A 23639-nucleotide genomic window follows, 5' to 3' on the forward strand; every position below is an offset into this window, starting at 1 on the left:
TGTCCGATCCGCCCCATCCCGGACCCGCCTCGCCACAAAACGCTCGCCGCCGGCAGGTCGACACGCCATGCTCGCGCCATCACTTCAACAAGAGCGAGCCATGAACCGTCACCTTCCCCCATCCGCCACCCGCCTGTACTTCCTCGACTGGGTGCGCATCCTTGCCTTCTTCGTCCTGATCGTCTACCACGTCGGCATGTACTACGTGAGCTGGGACTGGCACGTGAAGAGTCCTTTTGCCGGGACCGGTCCCGAACCCTTCATGAAGCTGTCCTCGCCATGGCGCCTGAGCCTGCTGTTCTTCGTGGCCGGCGTCGGCGCCAGCCTCATGCTGCGCAAGCTCGGCAGCGCGTCCTTCGTGCGCCGGCGCAGCCTGCACCTCCTGGCGCCGCTGGTGTTCGGCATGCTGGTGATCGTGCCGCCCCAGCCCTATCTCGAAGTCGTCGAGAAGCTCGGCTATGCGGACGGCTATGGCGCCTTCATGGAGCTGTACCTGCAGGCCTACAACGGTTTCTGCCGCGAGGATTGCCTGATCCTGCCGACCTGGAACCACCTGTGGTTCGTCGCCTACCTGTGGATCTACACGGTGCTGCTCGGCGGCCTCGTTGCCGTGCTCGGAAATCGCTTCGACCGCATCGCCGCGCATGCCGGCGCCCTGCTCCAGGGCTGGAAGCTGGTCGCGCTGCCGGCCGCGCTGCTGGCCCTGGCGCGCATCAACCTGGTCGAGCACTTCCCGACCAATCACGCCGTGCTCGGTGACTGGTACAACCACGCGATGTCCTTCCTGTGCTTCCTGCTCGGGGCGCTGGTGGCCCGGGTGCCGGGATTCTGGACGCGTCCAGCGCTGCTGCGCTGGCAGGCGCTCGGCATCGCCGCCTTCGGGTGGGCGGCGCTGGTGATCTGGAGCGCGGCCTACGAGCTGCTTGCGCCGCAGGCCAGAGAGACGCTCCGGCCCCTGATGTATGCGCTGTACGCCGTGCTGGCCTGGAGCGCGATCATGGCCGCCTGCGGCTTCGCCGCGCGCCACCTCGACCGTGACGGCCCTGCGCGGCGTTACCTGAACGAGGCGGTGTTCCCGGTCTACATCCTGCACCAGACGCTCATCGTCGTACTGGCGCACGGGATGCAACCGCTACGGTTCGCGCCGGGCCTGGAAGCCATCCTGTTGATCGTGCTGACCCTGAGCCTCAGCTTCGGCGCATTCGAACTGATCAGGCGCGTGCGCTTGTTGCGGCCGCTGTTCGGGCTGGCGCCCCGCGCGGCCGGGACCGCGCCGGCAGCGGCCCCGGCGCCGGCGCAGCCCGCCCCTGCGCAGGCCGCCGCCGGCTAGCCCCGAAGGCGGGAGCGCTCAATGGGTCTGGGCGCCCTCCGGTCGGCTGCCCTGGCTGCTACGGCCTTGCTGCCCGCCTTGCCCCACGCCCGGCTGGCCGGGCTGCGGCTCGCTGTTGCCGCCGGCCGAGGCGCGCGCCTCGCCGTTGGGCCGTGCAAACGGATCGACGACGTTGCGCATCGCCTCCTGCTGGTTGCGGATATTGCGCTCGGTTTCCTCGGCGGTGCTGCGCGCCACCTCGTCGACCAGGGCACGCGCGGTGCGCGAGGTGTTCTGCACGTGCTGCTCGGTCACGCGCGCCAGCTCCACCTGGGAATCCGCGGCCAGGCGCGAGATGTGCTGCTGGTAGGCGCGCAGCTTCTCGGTGGTGGGCTGGGCCCGGGCCGCGGCGGCGCTGAACAGCTCGGTCTGGCGCTCGGTGCTCAGCACCTGCTGGCTCGCCAGGGCGCCCTCCTCGACCAGGGTCTGGACCAGCTGGATGTTCAGGTCGCACATCTGCTGGAAAGAGCGGAACATCGATTTGGACATTTCGTTGAGAAACGCGGTCTGCGCCTCCACGTGGGAGCGCACGGCCGGGGTTTGCGGAAAGAAGTACATGCGTTGACCTCCGTATGTGCTTGCAAAGAAAGGCACGCCACGGCCGGCAACGCGGACCGTGGCACGAAGGTAGAAGGCTAGAGAGGCAGCCAGGTGCGCGCTTGATGTAAACCAAACGTGCGCCTGCCAGACTTCATTGCCGGGCCGGCGCGGCGGGCAGTTCGGCGCCGCAATCCTTGCAGAAGTGCGCACCGGCCTCGTGGCCGGTACTGGCGCAGGCCGCGCAGGCGCGCTCCGGGCGCGCCGGACCGTGGCGGCGGTCGACCCGGCGCGCCGTCATCTCGGCGGTGACGATGCCGGTCGGCACTGCCAGGATGCCCCAGCCGAGCAGCATCATGAAGGAGGCGATGCCCTTGCCGAGCGTCGTGTGCGGCGTGATGTCGCCGTAGCCGACCGTCGTCATGGTGACGACGGCCCAGTACATGGCGGTCGGGATGCTGGTATAGCCGTGCGCCGGCCCTTCGACCACGTACATCACGGTTCCCATGATCAGCACCACCATCAGCACCACCGACAGGAAGACCATGATCTTGCGCCGGCTGGCCGCGAGCGCCTCGGCCAGGCGGGTGTATTCCTCGATGTACAGGGTCAGCTTGAAGATGCGCAGCAGGCGCAGGATGCGGATGTCGAGCAGCGCCTGGCTGCCCGGCACCAGCAGCGAGATGTAGGTAGGCAGCACCGACAGCAGGTCGACCAGGCCGAAGAAACTGGTGGCATAGCGCAGCGGATGGCGCACGCACAGCAGGCGTGCGAGGTACTCGGCGCTGAACAGCAGCGTGAAGAACCATTCGAGCACGCGCATGGTCGGCGCATAAGGCACGCCGATCGCGGGCACGCTCTCGAGCACCACCACCAGGATGCTGAGCAGGATCGCGGCGATCAGCACGATGTCGAAGCGGCGCCCGGCAGGCGAATCGCTGAGGAAGATCAGGTCATACATGCGCCCGCGCCAGCCCTCCGCGCGGCCGTAGCGCAGCAGCGCCTTGTCGGGGCGGCGGGCCGGCCCCGCCCCGGCTCCTACCTTCGTTCCTGCTTTCATCCCGCTTGCGGCGCTGCGCCCGTCCCCGGTTTGGCGCCTTGGTAGGCTGCGCCCTTGAGCTCGACGGTATTGCGCTCTGGGTCGAGCAGGTAGATCGAGGGACCGTCGCCTTCGGCGCCGTAGCGCGTTTCGACCGGACCGGCGGCGACCCCATGCGCCTCCAGGTGGCGCCGGATCGCCGCTTCGTCGAAGGGCTCGACACGCAGGCACAGGTGGTCCAGGTTGCGTCCGCCCACGCCTGGCGCCGCGCCGCCTTCGCGCCCGAGCCGGCTGTCCACCGGCACCAGGTCGATCAGGGAATGGCCGGCGCGCAGCTGGATCAGGCCGATGTCGTCGAGGCGGCGCTCGACCCGGCAGCCGAGCACCTCGCCATAGAAGGCGATCATGGCCTCCAGGTCGGTCACGCGCAGCACGATGTGGTCGAGCCCGCGTACCGCGATCGGGTGATCACTTGGCATGGCGCTCGACCCAAGCGGCGAAGGTGTCGATGAAGGTCTGGAAGAAGGCGCGGCTGGAATCGTCGATGAGCCGGTCGCCCTCGTACTTGCCCGCCACCTGCCCGACATAGGCTTCCGGCGCCGGCATGCAGGGCATGTCCAGGAAAGGCAGCATCTGGCGCAGGTGATGGTTGGCGCCGAAGCCGCCGAGTGCGCCCGGCGAGACGCTGACGATCGCGCAGGGTTTACCGGTCCAGGCCGCCTTGCCGTAGGGGCGCGAGCCGACGTCGATCGCGTTCTTCAGGGCGCCCGGCACCGAGCGGTTGTATTCCGGGGTGCAGAACAGGATGCCGTCGGCCTGCCGGATGCGCTCGCGGAAGGCGGTGAAGGCGGCGGGCGGGTTGTCGGTCTCGTCGTCCTGGTTGTAGAGCGGCAGGTCGCGGATCTCGACGATCTCCATGTTCAGGCTGGCGGGCGCCAGTCCGATCATCGATTGCGCCACCTTGCGGGTGAACGAGTCCTTGCGCAGGCTGCCGACGATGACGGCGATGTTCCGTGTGCTCATATTCTTCCTTTCGGGTTCGGTCACAAAACCTGATGTTAACCAGTTTTGCACTATCCCGCAGAGCGAGCCGGCCGGGTATTAAATTCGCAGGCGCCTGCGCTCTTCCAGGAAGCGCTTGAGCTGGGCCGGCTTCATCACGACCACGGGATCGCCATGCCATACGAACAGGAAAGGCTCGCCGCCCAGGCGGTCGGTGAGCTTGGCCGACACCAGGAAGCGCGTGCCGACCGGATAGCGTTCAGGATCCCTGAGCGCGCGCGCGCACTGCACGCGCAGGGAGGTCGCGTAGGCCTGCCCCGAAACCGGACGGATGCGTACCCGCCCGCTGCGCGGATCGACGGCCGACTCGACGGCCACCTCGCGATAGGCCCAGGCTTCGCGCGCCATCCGTTCAGCCCTTCGCGGCCGTCAGCGCCGGGCGTACTACCTTCGCCTCGCGGATCGGCAGGTTGATGAGCGCGGCCGCCAGCGCCAGCAGGATGTCGGCGTACCACATCCAGGTGTAGTCGCCGAAGCGCACGAACGACAGGCCGCCCAGCCAGGCGCCGAAGAAGGCGCCGATCTGGTGCGACAGCAGGGTCATGCCGAACAGCGTCGCCAGGTAGCGCATGCCGAACAGCTTGCCCACCAGGCCGGCGGTGGGCGGCACGGTGGCCAGCCAGGTGAAGCCGAGGGCGCCGGCGAACAGGTAGAAGGTCAGCGCAGTCTTCGGGGCCAGCAGGTAGAGCACGATCAGCACGGCGCGGCTGGCATAGATGATGGTCAGCAGCGACTTCAGCCGAAAGCGGCTGGCGAGCATGCCCGCGGCGAGGCTGCCGCCAATGTTGAACAGGCCGATCAGGGCCAGCGCGGTAGCCGAGACGCCGGCCGGCAGGCCGCACAGCGCGACTTCTTGCGGCAGGTGGGTGACGAGGAAGGCGATGTGGAAGCCGCAGGTGAAGAAACCCAGGTGCAGGCACAGGTAGCTGCGGTCACGCATGGCCTGGCGCAGCTGTTCGGTGAGTGTGATGCCTGGTACGGTCGGGGCACTGGTCGCGGCAGTCGCGGGCCTGGAGGACACCGGCGCAGCTGTTTTCTTGCTGCGCATGCCGAGCGCGAGGGGAATCGTCAGCAGGGTCGCGGCCGCCATCGTCAGCATCGCCATCACCCAGCCGGCGCCGGCGATGATCGCACCCATCAGCGGCGCGAACACGAACTGGCCGAAGGAGCCACCGGCATTGATGAAGCCGGACGCGAAGGCGCGGCGCTCCGCCGGCAGGCGCTGGGCGGTGGCGCCGATCAGGATCGAGAAACTGCCCGCCCCTGCCCCGGCGGCGGACAGGATGCCCATCGTCAGCAACAGGCCCCACTCGGAATCCACGAAGGGCGTGGCGGCGGTGCCCGCGGCCAGCATGATGCCGCCGATGACGATGACCCTGGCCGCCCCGCACTTGTCGGCAATGGCGCCGAACACGGGCTGGGAAGCACCCCACATGAGCTGGGCCACGGCCATCGCGAAGCTGATGCTGGCCACGCCGAGACCGGTGGAAGTATTGATCGGCGACAGGAACAGGCCCGTGGTCAGGCGCGCGCCCATCGTGATCATCAGGATCGTGCTCGCAGCCAGGATCAGCATCCAGGTCGCGCGCGGCGTCATCGTCTCTTGGTTCATGTGCGCCTCCTCGGCCGGGCGAAGCGCCCACCGAAGGGATTATAGTGCATATGCACGCACATGTCAGAGATGCATTACATCAGCCTGGTTCTACGGCGCGGATCAGCATCGCGACCGACTCCGCGGCCATGCCCTCCTCGCGCCCGAGGAAGCCCAGCTTCTCGTTGGTCTTGGCCTTGATGTTGACCTGCTGCGGCGACACGCCCAGGTCTTCGGCGATGCGCGAGACCATTTGCGGGATGTGCGGCGCCATTTTCGGCTGCTGGGCGATGATGGTCGCGTCGATGTTGCCGATGGTGTAGCCGGTGGCCACCACGCGGTGCGCCACTTCGCGCAGCAGCGTGCGCGAGTCGGCGCCGGCGAACATCGGGTCGGTGTCCGGGAAATGCTTGCCGATGTCGCCCAGGGCAGCGGCGCCGAGCAGCGAATCGATGATGGCGTGCAGCAGCACGTCGGCGTCGGAGTGGCCGAGCAGGCCGAGACGGTGCGGGATGGTCACGCCGCCGACGATGAGCTTGCGCCCTTCGACCAGCGCGTGGCAGTCGTAGCCGGTTCCGATGCGGAACGGCGGGGTGGGATTCCAGGATGCTTGTGTCATGGTCGTTCAGTTCGCTTCGTTGTTTGGATCGGTTCGGTAGGCTGCCAGGTACATCTCGGCGATCCGGATATCGGCCGGCAGCGTGACCTTCAGGTTGCGGGGATGCCCTTCCACCAACTTGGGGGCCAGTCCCAGCGCTTCAACCGCGCTGGCGTCATCGGTAATCGCCGACGGGTCGGTCGCCGCATCGAGCGCCCGCAGCAGGAGCTGGTAGCGGAACATCTGCGGCGTCTGCGCCAGCCATAGCCCGTCGCGCGAGACCGTCGCGACTTCGCCCGCGCTGCTGCGCTTGACCGTGTCGACCACGGGCAGGGCCAGCAGTCCGCCGGCCGGGTGTTCACCCGTTTCGACGATCAGGCGTTCGATCAGTTCCGCATCCAGGCCGGGCCTGGCCGCGTCGTGCACCAGGATCCAGTCGTCGGGCCCGATGCTGCCGTGCAGTGCGCGCAGGCCGTTGCGGATCGATTCCATGCGGGTGGCGCCGCCGCAGCGCAGGACGGTCACGCCGTCCGGAGGCAGCACCGCATCGATGAACGGGTCGTCGGCGCTGACCACCACATAGGTATGCGCGATCAGGGGACTCGCGCGGAAGGCGTCGAGCGTGTGGCGCAGCATCGGCTTGCCGCCGATCTGCAGGTATTGCTTGGGACTGTTCGCGCCCATGCGTGCGCCGACCCCGGCCGCGGGGAGCAAGGCGAAATAGCGTTGCGGATACTCTGACGGTTTTGCTACTGCCGGGTTTGTCATTTTTGCTTGCTTCGTTGTAAAGGGCCAAGCAAAGACTGTACCTCACCTCCGCAAACCTTGCCGAGACGGGCATATTCCTGCGGCGAGTCGATTGCCGCCTGCAAGGCCTCGACCTTCGCCATCTCGCTTTTAATATAGGGCATCCAGCCGCGGTCGATTTCGCGCTGGAGCAGGCTTTGTGCCTGGCCGATGCGCGCATACAGGGGCTTGTCCTCGAAACGCCGCGCCAGCGCCAGGCGCACCCGGGCCTCGGCCTTGGGCAGGTAGTCGAGGTAGGCGTTCAGGTGGCGCATCTCGTGCGCCAGCACTTCTTCGTAGGCGCAGGAACCGGACCGGAACTCGCGGCTGATGTAGACCACGATTGGCAGGTAGTAGAGCTTGATGTCGATGTGCGGCGCGATGCACTCGTAACCGCTGGCCTCGTCGGCCAGCAGGCGCCCGCCGACATGGATGCTCACGCGCGACTCGGTGCGGGTCAGGCCCAGCACCAGCTGCCCGGGACGGGCCCGCCCCTTCATCGCCGTCAGCGCACGGGCGCCGACGGTGTTGTCGATCCGGAAACCGTTCTGTGTGCCGGTCAGTACCGACAGGCTTTCGCCGATCGTGTCTTCGCAGCGCGCCTGGAACTCGGTGCGCCCCGCCGCCGTGGCCGCCAGCGCCCAGCACCACAGCACGAGCGCCAGCAGAGCGCGCATACCTTAGGCGGGACTCCAGGTGCCGGACAGGATCTTCTCGAGCCAGAAGCTGCCGATGATGGTCTTCACATCGGTGATCTCGCCGCGCCTGACCATTTCGAGCAGCTCGGGCACGGTGACGCTGAAGGTTTCGAGGAACTCGCCCTCGTCCAGCTTCTGTTCCCCGGCGCTCAGCTCTTCGGCCAGGAACAGCTCGAGGTGCTCGTCCGAATAGGCGATGGCGTTGTGGATGGTGCAGACGAAGCGCCACTTGGCGGCCGTGTAGCCGGTCTCTTCTTCCAGCTCGCGCTTGGCGCAGGCCAGGTGGTCCTCGCCCGGGTCGATCTTACCGGCCGGGAATTCAATGAAGACCTGGGAGTTCGGATAACGGAACTGGCGCTCCAGCAGCACGCGGCCGTCGGGCAACAGCGGCAGGATGACCACTGCGCCGGGATGGCGGATGAATTCGCGCTGGGTGATGGAACCGTCGGGGAGCTTGATGCGGTCGTTTTCGACCTTGAGGAAGTGGCCGTCATAGACGACGCCGCCGTCGATGCGGGTCTCGCGTAAATCTGAAACCATACGGTCTCCAGTTGCTACTGCGTTACAGGAAATCAGGCGCGGCGTTTGCGCAGGTAACGGAAGACGAAACCGGGGAACGCCAGCACCAGGAACAGGCAGCCGGTGATCGCATAGAACTCCCAGTTCTGCGCGAACACGCCGCCGATCCGGGATTCCAGCATGCGAGCCAGGAAGCCGACGACGAAGTATAAAACAATTAACTCTAACAGGCGCAGCAGGAAGGACTTCGTGCGCGGGCCGTCACCGGCGCTGCTGGTCTTCAGGGGTACAAGACCGAACACACGCTCGGTGAGGAAAGGCAGGTTGGCGGCCGCGAGCGAGATCGCGACCACCAGCCAGGCAGCGAGGGAGGAATCCACCCGGCTAGCCTGATTACTTGGCGAGGGTTGCCTGCATCGCGGTGTAGCACACCGCCAGCAGCCAGCCCGGGACGATACCCAGCACCACCACGGCCACGCCGTTGATCGACATCACGGCGCGCATGTCGGCCGAGGTATTGATCGGGGCGGTGTCCACCGCATCGTCGAACCAGATGGTCTTGACGATGCGCAGGTAGTAAAAGGCGCCGATCAGCGAGAACAGCACGGCCACGACCGACAGCCACACCATGCCCGCGTTCACGACAGCCTGCAGGACCGCCCACTTGGCCATGAAGCCGACCATCGGCGGCACGCCGGCCAGGGAGAACATCAGCACGGTCATCACGATCGCGAACCATGGCGAACGCTTGCCCAGGCCCTTGAAGTCGGCGATGGTCTCGGCCTCATGGCCGGCACGCGCCAGCATCATGATCAGGCCGAAGCTGCCGACCGTGGTCAGGACGTAGGTGATGGTGTAGTACATCGCTGCGCTGTACGAAGCGGCGGCATTGCTGCTGTCGCCGTCGACGATGCCGGTCATCATGGCCAGCACCACGAAGCCCATCTGGGCGATGGTCGAGTAGGCCAGCATGCGCTTGATGTTGGTCTGCGCGATCGCGGTGATGTTACCCACGGCCAGCGACAGCACGGCCAGCACCAGCAGCATCTGCTGCCAGTCGAAGGCCATGCTTGGGAGGCCTTCGACCAGGATGCGGATCACCATGGCGAAGGTCGCCAGCTTCGGTGCGCCGCCCAGCAGCAGGGTGACGGCGGTCGGGGCGCCCTGCACCACGTCCGGAACCCACATGTGGAACGGGACCACGCCGAGCTTGAAGGCCAGGCCGGCAACGACGAACACCAGGCCGAACACCAGGATGTTGCGGTTCGCGTCGACGACGCTGCTTGCCTGGTTGATGGCGGTCAGGTCGAGCGAGCCGGTGGCGCCGTAGATCATCGACATGCCGTACAGCAGGAAGCCCGAGGACAGCGCGCCCAGGATGAAGTACTTCATCGCGGCTTCGGTCGAGATCGCGTGGTCGCGGCGCAGTGCCACCAGCGCATACAGCGACAGCGACATCAGTTCCACGCCCAGGTAGATCGACAGCATGCTGTTGCCCGAGATCATGATCATCTGGCCGAGCATCGAGAACAGCGCGAGCACGTAGAACTCGCCGCCCAGGTTACCGGACATCATGGCGCGGTCTTCCGCGTACTGGCGCGAATACACCAGGGTCATCGCGGTGGCCACGTAGGTCACCAGCTTGAGCAGGTTGGACATCGGGTCCGACACGTACATGCCGTTGAAGGTGTACACGGTCGCGCCGGTACCCATGTCGGCGAAAGTCAGCACGCCGCAACCGGCGATGGCCATCAGGCTGAGCGCATACGTCAGGTTGCGCTTGCCTGCTTTCATGTACATGTCGATCAGCAGGATCGCGGAAGCCGCGATCAGCAGGAAGATTTCGGCATAGACCGGCGCCAGGTTGGCATCGGTTGCCGCTAACATTGTGGAGTTCATTTCGTTCATGTCAGTTTATTGAGGCAGTTTGCCGGCTGCGACGTGCTGCAGCAGGTCGGTGACCGACACCTGCAGCGTCTCGGCGATCGGCGCCGGGTACAGGCCCATCACCAGGGTGGCGATGGCCAGCACGCCGAGGATGGCGAACTCGCGGCCGTTCAGGTCGGTCAGTTCGGCCACGTGCTTGTGCACGACCGGGCCGAACACGACACGCTTGACCATCCACAGCGAGTAGGCGGCGCCCAGGATCAGCGCGGTGGCTGCCAGCAGGCCGGTCCAGAAGTTGAACTCGACGGCGCCCAGGATCACCATGAATTCGCCGATGAAGCCCGAGGTGGCCGGCAGGCCGGCGTTGGCCATCGAGAACAGCACGGCGAAGGCGGCGAACTTCGGCATCCTGTTGACCACGCCGCCGTAGTCGGCGATTTCACGCGAGTGGACGCGGTCGTAGAGCACGCCGATGCACAGGAACATCGCGCCCGACACGAAGCCGTGCGAGATCGACTGCATGATGCCGCCCTGCACGCCCATGTCGTTGAAGATGAAGAAGCCCAGGGTGACGAAACCCATGTGGGCGATCGACGAGTACGCGACCAGTTTCTTCATGTCCTTCTGGACCAGGGCTACGAGGCCGATGTAGATCACGGCGATCAGCGACAGCACGATGACCACCGGCGCCAGGTACTGCGAGGCGTCCGGGGTGATCGGCAGCGAGAAACGCAGGAAGCCGTAGGCGCCCAGTTTCAGCATGATCGCGGCCAGCACCACGGAACCGCCGGTCGGCGCTTCCACGTGGGCATCCGGCAGCCAGGTGTGCACCGGCCACATCGGGACCTTCACGGCGAAGGCCATGAAGAAGGCGATGAAGATCAGGATCTGCTCGTTCATCGTCAGCGGCAGGCGGTGCCACTCGAGGATGTCGAAGCTGCCCGACTGGTTGTACAGGTAGATGATCGCGACCAGGGTCAGCAGCGAGCCGAAGAACGTGTACAGGAAGAACTTGAATGCCGCGTACACGCGGTTCGGGCCGCCGAACACGCCGATGATGATGTACATCGGGATCAGGGTGGCTTCGAAGAAGAAGTAGAACAGCAGGCCGTCCAGCGAGGCGAACACGCCGATCATCAGGCCCGACAGGATCAGGAAGGAACCCATGTACTGCGCCACGCGCTCTTCGATCACCTGCCATGCCGCCAGCACCACGATGATGCTGATGAAGGCGGTCAGCGGGATGAACCACAGCGACAGGCCGTCGACGCCCAGCTTGTAGAACACGTTGAAGCGTTCGATCCAGGCGGCCGACTCATAGAACTGCATGCCGTGGGCGGCATTGTCGAAGTTCATGATCAGCGGCAGCGTCGGCAGGAAGCTGACGACGGCGCCGACCAGGGACAGCAGGCGCACGAAACCGGCGTTCTTGTCGCGGCCGACCGCCAGCACGATCATGCCGAACAGGATCGGGAGCCAGATCGACAGGCTCAGGTAAGGAGGAAATGTAGAAATTGACTGCATCATTTTTCGCTTTTCTTATCTGCCTGTATTAACCGCGCCAGAACGGGAAGAACCACAGCAGGGTTGCCAGCACGCCGACGATCATCACGAATGCATAGTGATAGATGTAGCCCGTCTGGAAGGTACGGGTGATCGTCGAGAACCAGCCCACCAGTTTGGCCGAACCGTTGACCAGCAGGCCGTCGATCAGGCCGCGGTCGCCCACTTTCCACAGGCCGCCACCGATGGCGCGCGCGCCGCCGGCGAACACGACATCGTTGAACTTGTCCATGTAGTATTTGTTGTCCAGCAAGGTGTGCAGGAACTTGAACTTGGCATAGAACCAGGCCGGAACGCGCGGGTTGACCATGTAGCAGTAGTAGGCAGCAACGACGCCCGCCAGTGCCAGCCAGAATGGTGCGGTTTGCAGGCCGTGGATCGCCATTGCGCCGGCGCCGTGGAACATTTCGTTCAGTTCGGCCATGGCCGGGTGGCGCGGATCGACGTAGATCACGTCCTTGAAGAAGTCGCCATGCAGCATCGGGCCGATGGCCAGGAAGCCGATGATGACCGACGGGATCGCCAGCAGGATCAGCGGCAGGGTCACGACCAGCGGCGACTCGTGCGGCTTGTCGCCCGGCTGCAGGCCGTGGTGGTGATGGTCGTCGCCATGCTCGTCTTCTTCGTGGTGCGCATCCGAATCATGGCCTTCGCTATGCGGTTTCGGGTTGTTCCAGCGCGATTCGCCATGGAACACCAGGAAGTACATGCGGAACGAGTAGAAGGCGGTCACGAACACGCCGGCCAGTACGGCGAAGTTGGCGAAGCCGGCGCCCGGCAGGTTCGAGGCGTGCACCGCTTCGATGATCGAGTCCTTCGAGTAGAAGCCCGAGAAGAACGGGGTACCGATCAGGGCCAGCGAGCCCAGCAGCGAGGTGATCCAGGTGATCGGCATGTACTTGCGCAGGCCGCCCATGTTGCGCATGTCCTGGTCGTGGTGCATGCCGATGATGACCGAACCCGCGCCGAGGAACAGCAGCGCCTTGAAGAAGGCGTGGGTCATCAGGTGGAACACGGCCACCGAGTAGGCCGACACGCCCAGTGCGACGGTCATGTAGCCCAGCTGCGATAGGGTCGAGTACGCGACCACACGCTTGATGTCGTTCTGGATGATGCCCAGGAAGCCCATGAACAGCGCGGTGATCGAGCCGATCACGATGATGAACGAGAGTGCGCCGTCCGACAGTTCGAACAGCGGCGACATGCGCGACACCATGAAGATGCCGGCGGTAACCATGGTTGCAGCGTGGATCAGCGCCGAGATCGGGGTCGGGCCTTCCATCGAGTCCGGCAGCCAGACGTGCAGCGGGAACTGCGCCGATTTACCCATCGCGCCGATGAACAGGCAGATGCAGGCGGCGGTCAGCAGCGGCCATCCGATGCCCGGCACGGTCATGCCGGCCAGCTTGTCGGCCTGGGCGAACACCTCGGTGTACTGCATCGAGCCGGAAGCGGCCAGCAGCAGGCCGATGCCCAGGATGAAGCCGAAGTCGCCCACGCGGTTGACCAGGAAGGCCTTCATGTTCGCGAAGATCGCGGTCGGACGGGTATACCAGAAGCCGATCAGGAGGTACGAGACCAGGCCCACCGCTTCCCAGCCGAAGAACAGCTGCAGGAAGTTGTTGGACATGACCAGCATCAGCATCGAGAAGGTGAACAGCGAGATGTACGAGAAGAAGCGGTTGTAGCCTTCGTCCTCGGCCATGTAGCCGATCGTGTAGATGTGCACCATCAGGGAGACGGAGGTCACCACGCACATCATCATTGCCGACAGCGTGTCGATCTGGAAGCCGACGGCCAGCTTGAGCGTGCCGACGGTCATCCAGGTGTAGATGTCTTCATTGAAGGTCGCGCCATCGAGCACGGCCATCAGGGTCTGGACCGAGATGATCAGCGCGATCAGCACGCCCAGGATGGTCGCCGTATGCGACACCTTGCGGCCGACCACATTGCCGAAGAACTTGGTGCCGAGCAGGCCGGCGATCGCCGAGCCCGCCAGCGGCGCCAGAGGCACCGCCAGTAACATTGAGGAAGAGAGTTGCCCCGCCATTGTTGAACCTTAATCGTTATTGTTAATCAGCCGAGACCATCAGCCCTTCAGGCTGTCGAGGTCTTCCACATTGATCGTGTCCAGGTTACGGAACAGGACCACCAGGATCGCCAGGCCGATTGCCGATTCGGCGGCCGCGACGGTCAGAATGAAGAACACGAAGATCTGCCCCGCCGCGTCTCCGAGGTAATGCGAGAACGCGACGAAGTTCAGGTTCACCGCCAGCAGCATCAGTTCGACGGCCATCAGCAGGATGATGATGTTCTTCCGGTTCAGGAAGATGCCGATCACCGAGATCGCGAACAGGATCGCGCCCAGGATCAGGTAATGTGCGAGCGACAAAGTCATGGTGCCTCCTTCGGTGCGGCTGTCTTCGACAGCGCTGCCGCGTCCACAGCCTTCGCTGCGGACTCGGCGGCTGCTGCATCGATGGCGCGCTGGTTGACCGCATCCATCTTGACGATGCGCAGGCGGTCGTTACGCTTGACGCGGACGGCGGCGCCCGGGTCGATTGCTTTGGTGTCCTTGCGCTTGCGCAGGGTCAGGGCGACTGCGGCGATGATCGCCACCAGCAGGATCACGGCGGCGATTTCGAAGCCGTAGATGTACTTGGTGTAGATCAGGAGGCCCAGTTCCTTGGTGCCGCCGATGTTCAGGGCGGCAGCCTCGGCCGACAGGTCGGTCTGGCTGTACGAACGGTACAGCACGGCAGCCATCTCGAGCACGATCAGGGCGCCGATACCCGACGCCAGCGGCAGGTAACCCCAGAAGCCCTCTCGCATGCGGTCGATATTAATGTCGAGCATCATCACGACGAAGAGGAACAGCACCATCACGGCGCCGACGTAGACCAGCACCAGCACGATGGCCAGGAACTCGGCCTTCAGCAGCAGCCAGATGCCGGCCACGTTGAAGAAGGCCAGCACCAGGAACAGCGCGGCGTGGACCGGGTTCTTGGTGGTGATGACGCGCAGGGCGGCCAGCACCGTGATGGCCGCGAACGCGTAGAACAGGAAAGTGGTGAATTCCATGAATTGACAGCCTCTTCTTATCGGTACTTCGCGTCCGCTTCGCGGGCGGCGGCGATGTCGTTTTCGTAGCGGTCACCGACGGCCAGCAGCATCTCTTTGGTGTAGTAGAGATCGCCGCGTTTTTCGCCGTGGTATTCCAGCACGTGGGTTTCCACGATCGAGTCGACCGGGCAGGACTCTTCGCAGAAACCGCAGAAGATGCACTTGGTCAGGTCGATGTCGTAGCGCGTGGTGCGGCGGGTGCCGTCCTCGCGCTGCGCCGATTCGATCGTGATCGCCATCGCCGGGCACACTGCCTCGCACAGCTTGCAGGCGATGCAGCGCTCTTCCCCGTTGGGGTAGCGGCGCAGGGCGTGCAGGCCGCGGAAGCGGTTCGACATCGGCGTCTTCTCTTCCGGGTACTGGACCGTGATCTTGCGCGACAGCGCATACTTGCCGGTCAGGGCCAGGCCCTTGAAGAGCTCGGACAGCATCAGGCTGCCGACAATTTCTTTAATCCGATTCATTTTCGTTTGATTCCTTACTTCACAGGCATCCAGATGTTCCACGGCGAGTGCATCCAGATCGCGACCACCACCAGCCAGAGCAGGGTCAGCGGGATGAACACTTTCCAGCCCAGGCGCATGATCTGGTCATAGCGGTAGCGCGGGAAGGTGCCGCGGACCCAGACCATGGTCGATACCAGCATGAACATCTTCAGGAACAGCCAGAAGAAGCCGCCGATGGCGCCGAATTCCAGGAAACCGAACGGTGCCGACCAGCCGCCCAGGAACAGGATCGCTGCCAGGGTCGAGATCAGGATCATGTTCGAATACTCGGCCAGCATGAACATCGCATAGGACATGCCCGAGTACTCGACCATGTGGCCGGCGACGATCTCCGACTCCCCTTCCACCACGTCGAACGGGTGGCGGTTGCACTCGGCCAGGCCGGACACGAAATAGATCACGAACAGCGGCAGCAGCGGCAGCCAGTTCCACGACAGGAAGTTCAGTCCCATGTCGGCGAAGCTGCCCATTTGCTGGCTGATGACGATATCCGTCATGTTCAGGCTGCCGGTGACCATCAGCACCACGACCAGCACGAAGCCGATCGGGATTTCGTAGGAGATCATCTGTGCCGAGGCGCGCATCGCACCCAGGAACGAGTACTTCGAGTTCGAAGCCCAGCCGGCGATGATGATGCCGTAGACTTCCATCGAGGTGATCGCCATCAGGAACAGCAGGCCGGCGTTGACGTTGGCCAGCGCGGCTTGCGGGCCGAACGGGACAACCGCCCAGGCGGCCAGCGCCGGCATGATGGTCATGATCGGACCGATCACGAACAGGCTGCGGTTGGCCTTGGTCGGGATGACGATTTCCTTGAGCAGCAGCTTGATCGCGTCGGCGATCGGCTGCAGCAGGCCACCTGGGCCGACGCGGTTCGGGCCCTGGCGGATGTGGATCCAGCCGATCAGGCGTCGTTCCCACAGCGTCGCGTAAGCGACCAGGCCCATCAGCGGCAGGAGCACGCACAGGATCTTGATCAGGTTCCAGACCAGCGGCCAGACCGGGCCGAGCAGGTCAGCCCCGCCGGCGTTCAGCGTATCGATAAAACCGGGCGTTGCCATTATTTGCCGCCTCCTACCTGTTCAACTGCTTTCTCAACATTGATCTCACCGAACATCGCGCCGAGACCAGCGACGGCCGGGTGGCCGGCGGCCACGCGCACTGCGTTCGACGGCAGGCGTGCGTCCACGTTGGCGACCAGCACGGCGCTGCCCGAACCCTGCGACACGCGGACCGAGTCGCCGGCCGTGACGCCGATCTGCTCGGCCACGGCCTTGGACAGGGTCACCAGCGGCGCATTCGCGTCGGCGGTGCGCTGCAGCGGTTCCGAACGGCGCGCCAGCGCGTCGGTGAAGTAGATGCCGACGTCGGCGACGCGCTCGAGCTGGCCGGCCGGGGAATACTGGCCCGCGGTCGGCGCCAGGCGCGCGACGTTGTTCAGCTTGGCTGACAGGTCGGTGACGCCCTTGCCGATGGCTTCGTCGCGGATCGATTCCGACGTCTCGTAGTCGAAGCCCGACAGGCCCAGCAGGTTGCCCAGCACGCGCAGCACTTTCCAGGCCGGACGAGTCTCGCCCAGCGGCTTGACGGTGCCGTTGAAGCTCTGTGCGCGGCCTTCGCAGTTGACGAAGGTGCCGGCGGTCTCGCTGAACGGCGAGATCGGCAGCAGCACGTCGGCGAAGTCCATGCCGTGCTTGAAGGCCGACATGGCGACGACCATTTCGGCGCCGTCGAGCGCGGCGCGGGCCTGCTGCGGGTTGGCCGCATCCAGTTCCGGTTCCGCGTTCAGCAGCACGTAGGCCTTCTTCGGCGATGCGAACACGGCTTCGCCCTTGCCCGTCGCGCCGACGATGTAGCCGCCGACGGTGTTGGCGGCGTCGACCAGGTAGCCGAAGGAGCAGCCGGTCTGCTCGGCGATCCACTGCGCGGCGGCGTGGATCTTCGAGGCTTGCGGGTGGTAGGAAGCGGCATTACCCAGCAGGACGGCGCCCGGGGTATCGACGCCGACCAGGGTCGCGGCGATGGCCTTGCCGCCTTCGCTCGGTTCGACATTGCCGAAGCCGGCCGGGGCGGCGACGTCCTTGGCCAGGGCCACGGCAACGACGACTTCCGACAGTGCGGCCAGCCAGTCGCTCGGCGCCGCAACCATCTTGTTTGCCACCGGCATCAAGAGGTCTTCGTCGCTCGCGCCCAGCAGCGACAGCTTGGCGCCGCCCTTGGTGGCGGTACGCAGGCGGGTCGCGACCAGCGGGTGGTCCTTGCGCAGGTTGGAGCCGATGACGAAGGCGCGCTTCAGTTGCGAGAAGTTCGCGATCGGCATGCCCAGCCATGGGGTGACCTGGCCGTCCAGGGCGAAGTCGCTCTGGCGCAGGCGGAACTCGATGTTGTCCGAGCCAATGCCACGGGTCATCTTGTTCAGCAGGTACAGCTCTTCCAGGGTCGAGTGCGGGGTCGCGACGGCGGCGATGCTGTCGGCGCCGTGCTCGTGGCGGATGTTACGCAGGCCGTGGGCCACGTATTCCAGCGCGGTCTGCCAGTCGGTTTCCTGCCACACGCCACCCTGCTTGATCATCGGGTTGGTCAGGCGGTCGGCATTGTCCAGCGCCTCGTACGAGAAGCGGTCCTTGTCCGACAGCCAGCATTCGTTGATGGCTTCGTTTTCCAGCGGCAGCACGCGCATGACCTTGCCGCCCTTGACCTGGACGATCAGGTTCGAGCCGAGCGAGTCGTGCGGCGCGATCGACTTGCGGCGCTGCAGTTCCCACGGACGGGCCGAGTAGCGGAACGGCTTAGAAGTAAGCGCGCCGACCGGGCACAGGTCGATCATGTTGCCCGAGACTTCCGAGTCCACGGTCTTGCCCACGAAGGTGGTGATCTCCGAGTGCTCGCCGCGGCCGACCATGCCGAATTCCATCACGCCGGCCACTTCCTGGCCGAAACGCACGCAGCGGGTGCACTGGATGCAGCGCGCCATCTCTTCCATCGAGATCAGCGGGCCGGCCTCTTTCGGGGCCACCACGCGCTTCTCTTCTTCGTAGCGCGAGTTGCTCTTGCCGTAGCCGACGGCCAGATCCTGCAGCTGGCATTCGCCGCCCTGGTCGCAGATCGGGCAATCCAGCGGGTGGTTAATGAGGAGGAACTCCATCACCGACTTCTGTGCCTGCACGGCCTTGTCGCTGTGGGTGCGCACGATCATGCCCGGCGAGACCGGGGTCGCGCAGGCCGGCAGCGGCTTCGGTGCCTTCTCGACTTCGACCAGGCACATGCGGCAGTTCGCTGCGATCGACAATTTCTTGTGATAGCAGAAGTGCGGGATATAGGTCCCGAGTTTGTTTGCGGCGTCCATCACCATGGAACCTGGTGCGACTTCGACTTTTTTGCCGTCTAATTCAATTTCAACCATTTGATCGTTACCTGACCTGGTTTAAAGGTATGCGGGCACGAGGCAGTGCTTGTGCTCGATGTGATATTCGAATTCCTCGCGGAAGTTCTTGATCATCGCTTCCACCGGCATCGCGGCGGCGTCGCCCAGCGCGCAGATGGTGCGGCCCTTGATGTTGCCCGCGATGTTGTTCAGCAGGTCCATGTCTTCCGGACGACCCTTGCCGTTCTCGATGCGGTGGACCATGCGGTACATCCAGCCGGTGCCTTCACGGCACGGGGTGCACTGGCCGCAGGATTCTTCGTAGTAGAAGTACGACAGGCGCAGCAGCGACTTGACCATGCAGCGGGTCTCGTCCATGACGATCACGGCGCCCGAACCCAGCATCGAACCGGCCTTGGCGATCGAATCGTAGTCGAGGTCGGTATCCATCATGACCTCGCCGCGGATCACCGGCGCCGACGAACCGCCCGGGATGACCGCCTTGATCTTCTTGCCGCCGCGCATGCCGCCGGCCAGCTCCATCAGCTTGGCGAACGGGGTGCCCAGCGGGACCTCGTAGTTGCCCGGACGCTCGACGTCACCCGAGATCGAGAAGATCTTGGTGCCGCCGTTGTTCGGCTTGCCGAGGGCCATGTAGTTTTCCGGACCCATGTTCAGCAGGAACGGAACCGCAGCGAAGGTCTCGGTGTTGTTGATCGTGGTCGGCTTGCCGTACAGGCCGAACGAAGCCGGGAACGGCGGCTTGAAGCGCGGCTGGCCCTTCTTGCCTTCGAGCGACTCCAGCAGCGCGGTTTCTTCGCCGCAGATGTAGGCGCCGTAGCCGTGGTGGGCATGCAGCTGGAACGAGAAATTCGAGCCCATGATGTTATCGCCCAGGAAGCCGGCGGCGCGCGCCTCTTCCAGCGCTTCCTCGAAGCGCAGGTATTCCTGGAAGATCTCGCCGTGGATGTAGTTGTAGCCCACGGTGATGCCCATCGCGTAGGCGCCGATGGCCATGCCTTCGATCAGCGCGTGCGGGTTGTAGCGGATGATGTCGCGGTCCTTGAACGTGCCCGGCTCGCCCTCGTCTGTGTTGCAAACCAAGTATTTCTGGCCAGGGAACTGGCGCGGCATGAAGCTCCACTTCAGGCCGGTCGGGAAACCGGCGCCGCCGCGGCCGCGCAGGCCCGATGCCTTCAGGTCGGCGATGACCTGTTCCTGGGTGACGCCGCCTTCGAGGATCTTGCGCAGGGCCGAATAGCCGCCGCGCTTGACGTAGTCCGCCAAGTGCCAGTTTTCGCCGTTCAGATCCTTGAGGATCAGCGGATTGATGTGACGGTCGTGCAGGCTGGTCATTTGTTCAGTTCCTCAAGCAGGGCGTCGATCTTCTCGTCGCTCATGAACGAGCACATGCGGTGGTTATTCACCAGCATCACCGGTGCGTCGCCGCAGGCGCCCATGCACTCGCCTTCCAGCAGGGTGAACTTGCCGTCGGCGGTGGTTTCGCGGTAGTCGATGCCGAGTGCGTCCTTGATGCGCTGGCCGGCGCGCTCGCCGCCCGACAGGGCGCACGGCAGGTTGGTGCAGACCGTGATCTTGGCCTTGCCGACCGGCTTCAGGTTGTACATGTTGTAGAAGGTCGCGACTTCCTGCACGGCGATGGCCGGCATGCGGATGTAGTCGGCGATTTCCTGCATGGTTTCCGGCGACAGCCAGCCCAGTTCGACCTGGGCGTGGGCCAGCGAGGCCATTACGGCCGACTGGCGTTGATCGGCTGGGTACTTGGCCAGCTCGCGGTCGATTTTCTTGTAGGTTTCCTGCGATAACATAATTCTTTCCTACCCTCTTAGCGGTCGATACTGCCGAACACGATGTCCTGGGTGCCGATGATGGCCACAGCGTCGGCAATCATGTGGCCGCGCGACATTTCGTCGAGGCTCTGCAGGTGGACGTAGTCCGGGGTGCGGATCTTCAGGCGGTACGGCTTGTTGGCGCCGTCCGACACGATGTAGATGCCGAACTCGCCCTTCGGGTGCTCGATCGCCGCAAACGCCTCGCCTTCCGGCACGTGGAAGCCTTCGGTGAACAGCTTGAAGTGGTGGATCAGCGATTCCATGTTGGACTTCATGTCCATGCGGTTCGGCGGCACGATCTTGTGGTTGTCGATCATGACCGGACCCTGGTTCACGCGCAGCCAGGCGATGCACTGCTTGATGATGCGGTTCGCCTGGCGCATTTCCTCGATACGCACCAGGTAGCGGTCGTAGGAGTCGCCATTGGTGCCGACCGGGATGTCGAAATCCATCTTGTCGTAGGCCGCATAGGGCTGGGTCTTGCGCAGGTCCCAGGCAATGCCCGAGCCGCGCAGCATCGGGCCGGTGAAGCCCATTGCCAGTGCGTCTTCCGGCGAGACGACGCCGATGCCGACGGTACGCTGCTTCCAGATACGGTTATCGGTCAGCAGGGTTTCGTATTCGTCGACGTAGCCGTCGAAGCGCTTGGTGAAGGCTTCGATGAAGTCCAGCACCGAACCCTGGCGGTCGCGGTTCAGGTCGTCGATCGCCTTCTTCGAGCGGATCGGCGATTCGCGGTGCTGCGGCATGCGGTCCGGCAGGTCGCGGTACACGCCGCCCGGGCGGTAGTAGGCCGCGTGCATGCGCGCGCCCGAGACCGCCTCGTAGACGTCGAACAGGTCTTCGCGGTCACGGAAGGCGTACAGGAACGGACCCATGGCGCCGATGTCGAGCGCGTGCGCGCCCAGCCACATCAGGTGGTTCAGGATACGGGTGATCTCGTCGAACATCGTGCGGATGTACTGCGCGCGGATCGGCGCTTCGATGCCCAGCAGCTTTTCCACTGCCAGCACGTAGCCGTGCTCGTTGCACATCATCGACACGTAGTCCAGGCGGTCCATGTACGGGACCGACTGCAGGTAGGTGCGGGTCTCGGCCAGCTTCTCGGTGCCGCGGTGCAGCAGGCCGATGTGCGGGTCGGCGCGCTGGATCACTTCGCCGTCCAGCTCCAGCACGAGGCGCAGCACGCCGTGCGCTGCCGGGTGCTGCGGACCAAAGTTCAGGGTGTAATTCTTAAGCTCAGCCATTATTTCGATGTCCCGTAGGTTTCTTCACGGATCACGCGCGGGATGTTCTCGCGCGGCTCGATCGTCACCGGTTGGTAGATCACGCGTTTCTGTTCAGGGTCGTAGCGCATTTCGACGTAGCCCGTGATCGGGAAGTCCTTGCGGAACGGGTGGCCGATGAAGCCGTAGTCGGTCAGGATGCGGCGCAGGTCGCCGTGGCCGTCGAACAGGATGCCGAACAGGTCGAAGGCTTCGCGCTCGAACCAGTTGGCGGCGCGCCAGATCGGCGTGATCGACTCGACCATCGGCATGTCGTCGTCGGCGCAGAAGGTGCGCACGCGCACGCGCCAGTTGTGCGTCACCGACAGCAGATGGACGACCACCGCGAAGCGCGGGCCGTCCCAGGTGCCTTCACCGTACTGGGAATAGTCGACGCCGCACAGGTCGATCATTTGTTCGAAGCGGAGCGCCGGGTCGTCGCGCAGCGCCTGCATCGTCTTGATGTAGTCGGCGGCCTTGACCACCACAGTCACTTCGCCCAGCGCCTGCTTGATGGCAGCGCTCTCGCCCAGTGCATTTTTCAGGGCGAGTTCAAGGGTTTCGAGTTTCGTCGTCATGGTGTTTCGCTGTTCTTAGCGCGCGATGGTGTTGGTGCGCTTGATCTTGTTCTGCAGCTGCATGATGCCGTACAGCAGTGCTTCCGCGGTCGGCGGGCAACCCGGCACGTAGACGTCGACCGGCACGATGCGGTCGCAGCCGCGCACCACCGAATACGAGTAGTGGTAGTAGCCGCCGCCGTTGGCGCAGGACCCCATCGAGATCACCCAGCGCGGTTCGGCCATCTGGTCGTACACCTTGCGCAGGGCGGGAGCCATCTTGTTGCACAGCGTGCCGGCGACGATCATCACGTCGGACTGGCGCGGCGACGGGCGGAACACAATGCCAAAACGGTCGAGATCGTAGCGGGCAGCGCCCACATGCATCATCTCGACCGCGCAGCATGCCAGGCCAAACGTCATCGGGAACATCGATCCCGTGCGGGCCCAGTTGATCAGCTTGTCGGCTGTGGTGGTAATGAAACCTTCGTTTAATACGCCTTCAATTGCCATGGCTTATTCCCAATCAAGGGCACCTTTCTTCCAGATGTACCAGAAGCCCACGATGAATTCGGCGATGAACACCATCATCGTGATGAAACCGGTCCAGCCCAGTTCGCGCATCGAGACGCCCCATGGGAAGAAGAATGCCGTTTCCAGATCAAACAAAATAAACAGGATCGCCACCAGGTAGTAGCGAACGTCGAACTTCATGCGCGCATCTTCGAAGGCTTCGAAGCCGCATTCATACGGGGACAGCTTGGCTGCGTCGGGACGGTGCGGACCAAGGATGCGGCCGAGCACCTGCGGAGCGACACCGACGCCGATGCCAACCAGGATAAAGAGAAGAACGGGGAGATAATTTTCGAGGTTCACGTGAAGCCTATTTGAACGATCGGTTAATGAAACACTGCAGGGCTGCAGCGCCGAGTCGCGCGAACCTGGCCGGAGGGGAGCTCCGTTGAATGCCACCAGGACCGTACAACTGATCCTCGTGAAAAAGCCAGCTCAGGCAGGAGAGCGATCGCTCATGCGCCCTTGCTGGCTCTTTCGTATATTGGTGCCGACGGCGAGACTCGAACTCGCACAGCTTGCGCCACTACCCCCTCAAGATAGCGTGTCTACCAATTTCACCACGTCGGCTGGAGACCAGTATTTTACCCTGCTTTAGCACTACTTTTCAATGCACAAATTGCGCTATCACAAGGAAATTACGCAATTACTCAACATTTCTTTTGATGCTAGCCATCTTTACGGCAGGGTTGGCAGCATGGAGGGCTGCCCATCCTTTACAACAATGCGTCCCTGCCAGATAGCGAGGC

At 64.2% G+C, this 23639-nt stretch carries 26 protein-coding genes and 1 tRNA gene; 1 reads left to right on the top strand and 26 read right to left on the bottom strand.

All coding sequences use genetic code 11. The annotated features are described in order from the left end of the window. Positions 1 to 100 precede the first annotated feature (100 nt). Positions 101 to 1330: an acyltransferase family protein gene (locus YWC_RS27875; RefSeq protein WP_036212531.1), complete on the top strand. Its 1230-nt coding sequence runs from the start codon at positions 101 to 103 to the stop codon at positions 1328 to 1330. Between the two features lie 18 nt (positions 1331 to 1348). Here YWC_RS27875 and YWC_RS27880 read toward each other — a convergent pair whose 3' ends face one another. The 26 genes from YWC_RS27880 to YWC_RS0102010 all read right to left on the bottom strand — a co-directional run bounded on the left by YWC_RS27880 (position 1349) and on the right by YWC_RS0102010 (position 23460). Then, entirely contained in the window at positions 1349 to 1927 is a 579-nt protein-coding gene (locus YWC_RS27880; RefSeq protein WP_051306130.1) for a phasin family protein, read from the bottom strand. 133 nt (positions 1928 to 2060) lie between these two features. After that, the gene (locus YWC_RS0101890; RefSeq protein WP_051306131.1) at positions 2061 to 2966 is read right to left on the bottom strand and encodes an ion transporter; all 906 of its coding nucleotides are present in this window, start codon (positions 2964 to 2966) and stop codon (positions 2061 to 2063) included. Then, positions 2963 to 3424 (bottom strand): VOC family protein, encoded by a 462-nt coding sequence (locus YWC_RS0101895; protein ID WP_036212534.1) that lies wholly within the window; start codon positions 3422 to 3424, stop codon positions 2963 to 2965. The genes YWC_RS0101890 and YWC_RS0101895 overlap by 4 nt, the downstream gene beginning before the upstream one ends. Continuing rightward, complete coding sequence (locus YWC_RS0101900) at positions 3414 to 3968, bottom strand: NADPH-dependent FMN reductase (RefSeq protein ID WP_027863863.1); 555 nt, start codon at positions 3966 to 3968, stop codon at positions 3414 to 3416. Before YWC_RS0101900 ends, YWC_RS0101895 begins: the two co-directional genes overlap by 11 nt. Positions 3969 to 4046: 78 nt before the next feature. Continuing rightward, a complete protein-coding gene (locus YWC_RS0101905) occupies positions 4047 to 4355 on the bottom strand; it encodes a hypothetical protein (protein ID WP_027863864.1) in 309 nt (102 codons plus the stop codon). Positions 4356 to 4359: 4 nt separating this feature from the next. Further along, positions 4360 to 5619, bottom strand: coding sequence for an MFS transporter (locus YWC_RS0101910; RefSeq protein WP_027863865.1), 1260 nt, complete (start codon positions 5617 to 5619; stop codon positions 4360 to 4362). Between the two features lie 79 nt (positions 5620 to 5698). Then, on the bottom strand, positions 5699 to 6217 hold the full coding sequence (gene ispF, locus YWC_RS0101915) for a 2-C-methyl-D-erythritol 2,4-cyclodiphosphate synthase (RefSeq protein WP_027863866.1): 519 nt from the start codon (positions 6215 to 6217) through the stop codon (positions 5699 to 5701). A gap of 6 nt (positions 6218 to 6223) precedes the next feature. Continuing rightward, positions 6224 to 6964 (bottom strand): 2-C-methyl-D-erythritol 4-phosphate cytidylyltransferase, encoded by a 741-nt coding sequence (gene ispD / locus YWC_RS0101920; RefSeq protein WP_027863867.1) that lies wholly within the window; start codon positions 6962 to 6964, stop codon positions 6224 to 6226. After that, entirely contained in the window at positions 6961 to 7659 is a 699-nt protein-coding gene (locus YWC_RS0101925; RefSeq protein WP_027863868.1) for a hypothetical protein, read from the bottom strand. The genes ispD and YWC_RS0101925 overlap by 4 nt, the downstream gene beginning before the upstream one ends. A 3-nt stretch (positions 7660 to 7662) precedes the next feature. After that, positions 7663 to 8220, bottom strand: a complete 558-nt coding sequence (locus YWC_RS0101930) for an NUDIX domain-containing protein (protein WP_027863869.1) — start codon at positions 8218 to 8220, stop codon at positions 7663 to 7665. Between the two features lie 32 nt (positions 8221 to 8252). Continuing rightward, positions 8253 to 8579, bottom strand: a complete 327-nt coding sequence (locus YWC_RS0101935) for a DUF2818 family protein (protein WP_027863870.1) — start codon at positions 8577 to 8579, stop codon at positions 8253 to 8255. A 13-nt stretch (positions 8580 to 8592) separates the two neighbouring features. Further along, positions 8593 to 10086: an NADH-quinone oxidoreductase subunit NuoN gene (nuoN, locus tag YWC_RS0101940; protein ID WP_036212536.1), complete on the bottom strand. Its 1494-nt coding sequence runs from the start codon at positions 10084 to 10086 to the stop codon at positions 8593 to 8595. A 27-nt stretch (positions 10087 to 10113) separates the two neighbouring features. Further along, a complete protein-coding gene (locus YWC_RS0101945; RefSeq protein ID WP_027863872.1) occupies positions 10114 to 11613 on the bottom strand; it encodes an NADH-quinone oxidoreductase subunit M in 1500 nt (499 codons plus the stop codon). 25 nt (positions 11614 to 11638) lie between these two features. Continuing rightward, positions 11639 to 13699 carry an NADH-quinone oxidoreductase subunit L gene (nuoL, locus tag YWC_RS0101950; RefSeq protein WP_027863873.1) on the bottom strand — a complete coding sequence of 687 codons (2061 nt, stop codon included), beginning with the start codon at positions 13697 to 13699 and terminating at the stop codon, positions 11639 to 11641. Between the two features lie 39 nt (positions 13700 to 13738). Beyond that, positions 13739 to 14047: an NADH-quinone oxidoreductase subunit NuoK gene (gene nuoK, locus YWC_RS0101955; RefSeq protein ID WP_027863874.1), complete on the bottom strand. Its 309-nt coding sequence runs from the start codon at positions 14045 to 14047 to the stop codon at positions 13739 to 13741. After that, the gene (locus tag YWC_RS0101960; protein WP_036212538.1) at positions 14044 to 14730 is read right to left on the bottom strand and encodes an NADH-quinone oxidoreductase subunit J; all 687 of its coding nucleotides are present in this window, start codon (positions 14728 to 14730) and stop codon (positions 14044 to 14046) included. The genes nuoK and YWC_RS0101960 overlap by 4 nt, the downstream gene beginning before the upstream one ends. A 17-nt stretch (positions 14731 to 14747) precedes the next feature. Further along, positions 14748 to 15236 carry an NADH-quinone oxidoreductase subunit NuoI gene (nuoI, locus tag YWC_RS0101965; RefSeq protein ID WP_027863876.1) on the bottom strand — a complete coding sequence of 163 codons (489 nt, stop codon included), beginning with the start codon at positions 15234 to 15236 and terminating at the stop codon, positions 14748 to 14750. Between the two features lie 14 nt (positions 15237 to 15250). Next, complete coding sequence (nuoH, locus tag YWC_RS0101970) at positions 15251 to 16339, bottom strand: NADH-quinone oxidoreductase subunit NuoH (protein WP_027863877.1); 1089 nt, start codon at positions 16337 to 16339, stop codon at positions 15251 to 15253. Then, complete coding sequence (gene nuoG, locus YWC_RS0101975) at positions 16339 to 18681, bottom strand: NADH-quinone oxidoreductase subunit NuoG (RefSeq protein WP_027863878.1); 2343 nt, start codon at positions 18679 to 18681, stop codon at positions 16339 to 16341. The genes nuoH and nuoG overlap by 1 nt, the downstream gene beginning before the upstream one ends. Before the next feature lie 21 nt (positions 18682 to 18702). Continuing rightward, a complete protein-coding gene (gene nuoF, locus YWC_RS0101980) occupies positions 18703 to 19998 on the bottom strand; it encodes an NADH-quinone oxidoreductase subunit NuoF (protein WP_027863879.1) in 1296 nt (431 codons plus the stop codon). Beyond that, positions 19995 to 20471 carry an NADH-quinone oxidoreductase subunit NuoE gene (gene nuoE, locus YWC_RS0101985; RefSeq protein ID WP_036205799.1) on the bottom strand — a complete coding sequence of 159 codons (477 nt, stop codon included), beginning with the start codon at positions 20469 to 20471 and terminating at the stop codon, positions 19995 to 19997. Before nuoE ends, nuoF begins: the two co-directional genes overlap by 4 nt. 17 nt (positions 20472 to 20488) lie before the next feature. Then, complete coding sequence (locus YWC_RS0101990; protein ID WP_027863881.1) at positions 20489 to 21742, bottom strand: NADH-quinone oxidoreductase subunit D; 1254 nt, start codon at positions 21740 to 21742, stop codon at positions 20489 to 20491. Then, positions 21742 to 22338, bottom strand: a complete 597-nt coding sequence (locus YWC_RS0101995; protein ID WP_027863882.1) for an NADH-quinone oxidoreductase subunit C — start codon at positions 22336 to 22338, stop codon at positions 21742 to 21744. The genes YWC_RS0101990 and YWC_RS0101995 overlap by 1 nt, the downstream gene beginning before the upstream one ends. Positions 22339 to 22353: 15 nt before the next feature. Then, on the bottom strand, positions 22354 to 22830 hold the full coding sequence (locus YWC_RS0102000; RefSeq protein WP_020654624.1) for a NuoB/complex I 20 kDa subunit family protein: 477 nt from the start codon (positions 22828 to 22830) through the stop codon (positions 22354 to 22356). A gap of 3 nt (positions 22831 to 22833) precedes the next feature. Continuing rightward, entirely contained in the window at positions 22834 to 23193 is a 360-nt protein-coding gene (locus tag YWC_RS0102005; protein ID WP_027863883.1) for an NADH-quinone oxidoreductase subunit A, read from the bottom strand. 182 nt (positions 23194 to 23375) lie between these two features. Continuing rightward, positions 23376 to 23460, bottom strand: a tRNA-Leu gene (locus YWC_RS0102010). Positions 23461 to 23639: the final 179 nt, after the last annotated feature.

Source organism: Massilia alkalitolerans DSM 17462 (assembly GCF_000427785.1).
GTDB classification, from domain to species: domain Bacteria; phylum Pseudomonadota; class Gammaproteobacteria; order Burkholderiales; family Burkholderiaceae_D; genus Telluria; species Telluria alkalitolerans.